Annotated in this window: 5 protein-coding genes; 3 read left to right on the plus strand and 2 right to left on the minus strand. The window is 73.9% G+C overall.

Annotated elements, in window-relative coordinates:
* On the minus strand, positions 1-1,844 hold a 1,844-nt coding region (locus ACWEVO_RS24810; protein WP_452309916.1), incomplete at its 3' end, for a phosphatidylglycerol lysyltransferase domain-containing protein.
* Between the two features lie 229 nt (positions 1,845-2,073).
* On the opposite strand from ACWEVO_RS24810, the gene ACWEVO_RS24815 reads away from it, so the two are divergent.
* The 3 genes from ACWEVO_RS24815 to ACWEVO_RS24825 all read left to right on the plus strand — a co-directional run bounded on the left by ACWEVO_RS24815 (position 2,074) and on the right by ACWEVO_RS24825 (position 6,200).
* Positions 2,074-3,222: a carboxylate-amine ligase gene (locus ACWEVO_RS24815; protein WP_452309917.1), complete on the plus strand. Its 1,149-nt coding sequence runs from the start codon at positions 2,074-2,076 to the stop codon at positions 3,220-3,222.
* Positions 3,223-3,262: 40 nt separating this feature from the next.
* Positions 3,263-4,645, plus strand: a complete 1,383-nt coding sequence (locus ACWEVO_RS24820) for an FAD-dependent oxidoreductase (RefSeq protein WP_452309918.1) — start codon at positions 3,263-3,265, stop codon at positions 4,643-4,645.
* A 133-nt stretch (positions 4,646-4,778) separates the two neighbouring features.
* A complete protein-coding gene (locus tag ACWEVO_RS24825) occupies positions 4,779-6,200 on the plus strand; it encodes a WGR domain-containing protein (protein WP_452309919.1) in 1,422 nt (473 codons plus the stop codon).
* 53 nt (positions 6,201-6,253) lie between these two features.
* On the opposite strand, the gene ACWEVO_RS24830 is transcribed toward ACWEVO_RS24825, so the two are convergent.
* Positions 6,254-7,268 (minus strand): hypothetical protein (locus ACWEVO_RS24830; RefSeq protein ID WP_452309920.1); only part of this gene is annotated, 1,015 nt, incomplete at its 5' end.

Raw genomic sequence — 7,268 nt, forward strand, 5'->3', positions numbered from 1 at the left:
GTCGCGGCGGCCGGCGGTACGAAGCCGACGCCGCCACCGGCCGGCGGCACCCCCTGCAGCGGGGTGGGCCGGCCGCCGGGCAGGGCCAGGAAGCCCTCGGCGGCCGCCGCCGCGATGCCCACCCGGGCCAGTTCCCGGCGCTCGGCGAAGCAGAGGTAGCGCGGCGCCCAGTGCGGCTGGTACTTGGCGTTGGACAGGTAGAGCGACTCCAACTGCCACCAGCGGGAGAAGAAGAGCAGGGTGTGCCGCCACAACCGGATGACCGGGCCGGCGCCGATCCGGGCGCCCTGCTCGAACACCGAGCGGAACGCCGCGAAGTTCAGCGACACCCGTTCGACGCCGATCCGGGGACCCGCCGCGAGGAGCGCGGCCACCATGAACTCGGTGATCCCGTTCTCGGCGGCCCGGTCCCGGCGCATGAGGTCCAGCGACACGCCGTGCGCGCCCCACGGGCTGAACGACAGCAGCCCGCGCACCCGGCCCTCGCCGTCCCGCGCCTCGACCAGCACGCACTCGCCGTCGGCCGGGTCACCGAGCCGGCCCAGCGCCATCGAGAAGCCCCGCTCGTGTTCGGTGTCCCGCCACGACGTGGCCAGGTCGGCCAGCCGGGACAGCTCCTCCGGCGGGATCTCGGCGTGCCGCCGCACCCGGGCGGTGTACCCGGCCCGCTCGACCCGGTGCACCGCCTGCCGGACCGGGCGCATGTCCCGCCCGTCCAGGTCGAACTCGCGGGTCAGCAGGATCGCCTCGTCGCCGAGCTGGAGCACCTTCAGGCCGTGCCGGCGGTACGCCCGCGCCCCCGCCTCGCTGGCGCCCAGCACCGCCGGGGTCCAGGCGTACTCGCGGGCCTGGCCGAGCCACGCCTCGATGGCCGGGCCCCACGCCTCCGGGTCGCCGATCGGGTCGCCGCTGGCCAGGCTGACCCCGTTGACCACCCGGTAGGTGATCACCGCCTTGCCGCTCGGCGAGAAGACCGCCGCCTTGTCCCGCCGGGTGGCGAAGTAGCCCAGCGAGTCGCGGTCGCCGTATCGGGCCAGCAGCTCGCGGATCCGCTCCTCCTCGCCCGGCTGCAGCACCGCGTTCGCCCGCTGCGAGCGGACCAGGGTGAACAGGCCGGCCACGAAGCTGATCGCGCCGAGCCCGCCGAGCACCAGGTTGACCCAGCCGGGCGCGTGGCCCCGCCGGGTCAGGTCCAGCGTGATGGCACCGCCGAACACCTTCTCGACCGCGTACCCGAGCCGGTCCGACCAGGTGTGCAGGCTGCCCGGCTCGACGAGCAGCAGCAGGTAGCCGAGCCCGACGGAGAGCACCGCCAGGCCGAGGAAGACGCCGAGGGCCCGGAAGGTGCTGCCGGTGCGGACCCGGGCGTAGAACTCCCGGCGGGCGGCGAGCAGCAGCGCCAGCGCGCCGGCGGCGAAGCCGATGCCGACCCAGACCCCGACCGTCTCCAGCGTGGTGAACAGCCGCTCCCCGGCGTCGTCGGTGAGGTCGTTGCCGCCGACGGTCAGCAGCAGCACCGCGGCCAGCAGCCCGACCAGCAGGGTGAGGCTGAAGTACGCGACCAGCACCCAGTACGCGAGCCGCTTGCGGCGCAGCACCGCCGAGGCGAGCGTGCCGAGGAAGACCGCGTACGCCAGGTTGGCCGGCGCGGGCACCAGCAGCGCGTCGATCGCCTTGCGGACCGGCTGGAACTCCAGCCGGGCGGCGCCGCTCACCGCGGCGAGCGCGCAGACCACCGCGACCACCCAGAGCAGGGTGGCGAAGGCCCGCGGCACCTGCCGTCGCCAGTCGCGGCCGGCGGGCCGGGCGTCGGTCACCTTCCGTGACGAGCTGCTCGGGGTCACCGTGGCCTCCCTCGCTGCCGGTGGCGACGCGCGCGGCGTCGACCGGGGCTCATCGTAGTCACGTGAACCCGCCGGAAGCTCCGTCCTGCCCGTGAGGTCGCTGAGAGAAACCTGGGCAGCCGGCGTACCCCGTCCGGGTGGACCCCGCGGCCCGGCGTTTTCCGGTCTCGACACGGTGGGTAACAGGGCGTCGCAGGCGCGGCACGGCGCCCACGGTGCGAAACGGACGGTGATGGCGATGAGCGGGGCAGTGGCCGAACAGGAACGGAGTACCGCACCGGGCGGCACCGACCTGCTGACGGTCGGCGTCGAGGAGGAGTTCCTGTTGGTCGACCCGCACACCGGGACGGCCGTACCCGCGGTCGACCTGGTCCTGGAGCAGGTGCCGGCGGAGCTGCGCGGCCAGGTGGAACGGGAGTTCCAGACCAGCCAGATCGAGATCGGCACCCCGCCCGGGCTGGAGCTGAGCTCGATCCGGCACTCGCTGGGGGTGCTCCGCACGGAGCTGGCCGACGCCGCCGAGCGGGCCGGCGTACGGCTGCTGGCCGTCGGCACGGGGCCGGTGGACGGGCCGGTGCCGCCGGTCGTCGACAAGCCCCGCTTCGACCGGATGATCGAGCGGTTCCGGCTGCTCGTGCCCGGGCCGGGCAACAACGGCATGCACGTGCACGTCGGCATTCCCGACCCGGAGGTGGGCGTGCAGGTGCTCAACCACGTCCGTCCCTGGCTGCCGATCCTGCACGCGGTGACCACCAACTCCCCGTTCGCCAGGGGCGAGGACACCGGCTACGCGAGCTGGCGCTCGGTCGAGTGGGAACGCTGGCCCTCCGTGGCGCCCACCCCGTACCTGGACTCGCACGAGCACTACGAACGGCTGATCCGCCAGCTCATCGCCAGCGGCGTGATGCTCGACGAGGGGATGCTCTACTGGTACGCCCGGCTCTCCGCGAAGTACCCGACCGTGGAGATCCGGATCGGCGACGTCTGCCCGTCGGTGGACGACACGGTGCTGGTCGCGGCCCTGGTCCGGGCCCTGGTGGCGACCGCGATCACGGAGATCGCCGAGGGGCGCCCGGCCATCAACACCGATCACCACCTGCTGGTCGCGGCGCACTGGCGGGCCGCCCACGACGGGCTGGAGGGCGAGGGCGTCGACCTGACCGACGGCGAGCTGCGCCCGGCCTGGGAGCTGCTGGACCGGCTGGTCGACCGGGTCCGGCCGGAGCTGACCCGGCACGGCGACCTCGACCAGGTCACCGACCTGCTGGGCGGCCTGCGCCGGCACGGCAGCGGCGCGGCGCGGCAGCGGGCCGTGTTCGCGCGTACCGGCCGGCTGGTCGACGTGGTGACCGACGTGGCCCGGCAGACCCGGGGCTGACCACGCCCGCGGCCGGTGCGGGCGTGACAGGATAGGCCTCGTGGCGGAGCGGCTGATCGTCGTCGGCGGGGACGCGGCCGGGATGGCGGCGGCGTCCCAGGCCCGGCGCCGCCGAAACCGGGACGACCTGGAGATCGTCGCCTTCGAGCGGGGGCACTTCACCTCCTACTCCGCCTGCGGCATCCCGTACTGGATCAGCGGGGTGGTGCCGGAGCGCGACCAGCTCATCGCCCGCGACCCGGCGACCTTCCGGGAGAAGTTCGACATCGAGGTCCGGCTGCGGCACGAGGTCACCGCCATCGACCTGGAGCGCCGCGAGGTGGTCGCCCGGGACCTGGCGCGCGGCGGCGAGGTCCGCGAGGGCTTCGACACCCTGGTGTACGCGACCGGCGCGGTGCCGGTGCAGCCCGACTGGGCGCGCGGCGACATCGACGGGGTCTTCGGCATGCAGACCCTGGACGACGGCAGCGCGCTGCTCGACTGGCTGGAACGCGACCCCCGGCCCCGGCAGGCGGTGGTGGTCGGCGGCGGCTACATCGGGGTCGAGATGGCCGAGGCGCTGGTCACCCGCGGGCTCACCGTCAACCTGGTCGAGCAGGCCGACCAGCCGATGTCCACCGTGGATCCGGACATGGGTGAGCTGGTCGCCGAGGCCATGCGCGGAGTCGGCATCGGCATCCGTACCGGCCTGCGGGTGACCGGACTCGAGGAACGGGACGGCCGGATCGCCGCGGTGGTCACCAACGAGGGGCCGATCCCGGCCGACGTCGTGGTGCTGGGCCTCGGCGTACGCCCGAACACCGCGCTCGCCGCGGCCGCCGGCCTGCCGCTCGGGCCGACCCGCGGGGTCCGCTGCGACCGCCGGATGCGGGTGCCCGGGGTGGCCGGCGTCTGGGCGGCCGGGGACTGCGTGGAGACCCTGCACCGGGTCAGCGGCATGCCGGTGCACGTGCCACTCGGCACCCACGCCAACAAGCAGGGCCGGGTGGCCGGGATCAACATCGGCGGCGGGTACGCCACCTTCCCCGGCGTCATCGGCACCGCCGTCACCAAGGTCTGCGACCTGGAGGTGGGACGGACCGGCCTGCGCGAACGGGACGCCACCGAGGCGGGCTTCGAGTTCGTCGCGGTGCTGGCCGAGGCGACCAACCGGGCCGGCTACTACCCGGGCGCCCGGCCGATGACGGTCAAACTGATCGCCGAGCGGCCCAGCGGCCGGCTGCTCGGGGCGCAGATCGTCGGCTGGTCGGAGGCGGCCAAGCGGATCGACACCCTGGCCGTGGCGCTGTGGAACGGCATGACGGTGGACGAGATGACCGCGCTGGACCTCGGCTACGCCCCGCCGTACGCCCCGGTCTGGGACCCGGTGCTGATCGCCGCCCGCAAGGCCGTCGACGCCCTCGCCGGCACCGGCCGCCGGTAAGGAAGGGCACCTTCTTAACGCCTCCGGTATAGCAGGGGCCCCCTGCTAACACCCGATCTTTGTCGGGGGGCGGGGTTAGCGTGTGCGCGCTGTCGCGTTGCCGGGTCCGGCACTTCCCCTCGGAGGCATCCCCATGTCACAGGAGACGACCTACCTCGAACTGTCCGAAGTGGACGGTGGAGCACACAAGTTCTACGAGGTGATGGTGGACGACACGGCGATGACCGTGCGCTACGGGCGGATCGGCGACCAGGGCCAGGTGAAGACCGCCAACTACCCGGACAACGCCCGCGCCCGGGCCGCCGCCGCCAAGAAGATCGGCGAGAAGATCCGCAAGGGGTACGCCCCGGCGGTGCCCGGGGTACGCCAGAAGCGGGCGGTGTCCCGCCGGCAGATCGTCAGCACCCGCTCCACCGCCCGCACCGCCCCGGTCCTCTGGCGCTACCACTCGGGCGCGCCCGCGTTCGGCATCTTCATCGACGGGCAGAGCTGCATGGTGGGCAACGAGCACGGGGTGATCACCACACTGGACCACGACGCCCGGGTGGTGAACCAGGTCCGGCTCCCGGACGGGGTGAAGTGCATCGTCGCCGACGACGACTGGATCTACGCGGGCTGCGACGACGGCAACGTCTACGACCTCTCCGGCAAGGTGCCCCGGGTGGCGTACGCGATCGCCCCGGACATCGACATCTACTGGCTGGACATCCACGACGGCGTGCTCGGCGTCTCCGACCGCGAGGGCGGCATCGCCGCGATCGACCACGAGGACGAGTTCCTCTGGCGCCGCCCGGGGCGGGGCCGGTCCGCGTGGATGGTGCGCTGCGACACCGACGCGCTCTACCACGGCCACTCGCAGGGGGTCACCGGCTACGACTGGCGTACCGGACGGGAGCTGTGGCACACCCGCACCGGGGCGGTGCTCTTCGGCTGGCAGGAGCGGGACAGCGTGTTCGCCGGCACCGGCACCCGCGAGGTGGTGCGGCTGCGCAAGGACGGGCGGGCCGAGCGGACGTACCGGTGCGACGCCCCGGTCTTCTCCTGCGCCACCGCCGAGGGCGGCCGGTACGTCTTCGCCGGCGACAGCGCCTCCTCGATCTACTGTTTCGACGAGGCCGGCAACCGACTGTGGAAGCTCGGCACCGGCTGCGGCTCGGCCTACTCGATGCAGTACCACGAGGAGCGGCTCTACGTGGTCACCACCAGCGGCCACCTGGCCTGCATCGACGCCAGCGAGCCGGCGATCCGGGCCGCCGAGGCGGGCAGCGTGCCCGACGTCGTCGACGTGAAGGCGCCGGCCCGGCTGCCCGAGCCGGCCGCCTGGACCTCGGTGGAGGTGACCACCGACGACCGGTCCGGCGTGGTGGTGCAGTGCGTCGAGCAGGGCGGCCGGCTGCGCGTCCACGTCCTCTCCGACGGCTACCACCGCGACTGGTCGGTGCAGTTCCCCAAGGGCATCCGCGAGCCGGGGGCGCGCTACCTGGTCACCGAGGTCCGGCAGTCCGGCCGGGGCGGCTTCTACCGGGCGTACGGCGACATCCGCCGGCTGCGCTGAGGACTCCGGTCCGGGGGCGGTGCGGGACCGTCCCCGGACCGGTCAGCGACCGGTCAGCGACACGTCCAGCGCACCGGCCGGACGTCCTGGTCGTCCCGCTCGAGCCTCCCGCCGAGCACCCGGCCGTCGTCACTGAGACTGGTCACCCCGCCCCGCCGTCCGCCACGCCAGCCGTCCGGCACGGGCAGCTTCACCGCCTTCGTGTCGGTGAACAGGCCGGGGACGTCACCGGAGACCGAACCGGCCAGCCAGCCCCGAGCGTTGCCGGTCCCGCCGTACAGGGCGCCCTTCAGTACCTCCACCTGCCCGGTCCGCAGGTTGATCCGCACCGGGTACCTGGGGATGCCGTTCCGGGGAACCACCTTGGTGTCGCGTTCGGCGGCGCCGGTCACCCAGCCACCGGCCAACGACTGGGGTATGAACCGGTCGGCCTTCCCGCCGGGCACCTTCGGCAGCGGCAGCACCTCCGGCCGGGCGGCGCCCGGACGCCACACCACCGCGCGCGTGGGCTTGTCCGGGTGCCCGTCGGACATCGCGGCCAGGATGGTGCCGTCTTCGTCGATGCCGATGGCCATGCCCTCCCACTGCGGGCCGGGCAGGGGCAGGTCGACCGGCCGGCTCCGGTACGAGTCCCAGACCACCGGCAGTTGCTTGAAACCCGGCTCCCAGGGGTGCCCCAGGCTGCGGTAGCCGACGATCCGGCCGGCGTCGTTGACTGCCGTCGCCCCCTCGGACGTGCCCCCGGGCAGGCGGCTGACCTCGCCGTCGCGCACCGCCCACGCCAGCCACTCGTTGCCGGCGCTCAGTGACGAACCCACCGCCAGGCCGGCCCGGTTCACATCCGTCAACTCCTGTGCCGAGCCCGGCAGCTCGACCTCCCGGACCCGGTCGCCCTCCCAGATCAGCAGGCCGAAATCCAGGCGACCCTGCCCCTGCGGGGCCCGACGGCCCACCAGCCACCGGCCGTCCGGGTCACCGCCGGTGACCGCGCCCCGTGGATCGCCCGGCACGGGCAGCAGCGTGGCCGTGCAGGCCCCCTGCCATGGGCCGGTCGGCCGCGGTTCCGGC

The organism is Micromonospora sp. NPDC003776 (assembly GCF_053605645.1).

Coding starts and splice junctions, on each gene's coding strand:
- ACWEVO_RS24825 (WP_452309919.1), top strand. CDS start 4,779: ATGTCACAGGAGACGACCTACCTCGAACTGTCCGAAGTGGACGGTGGA.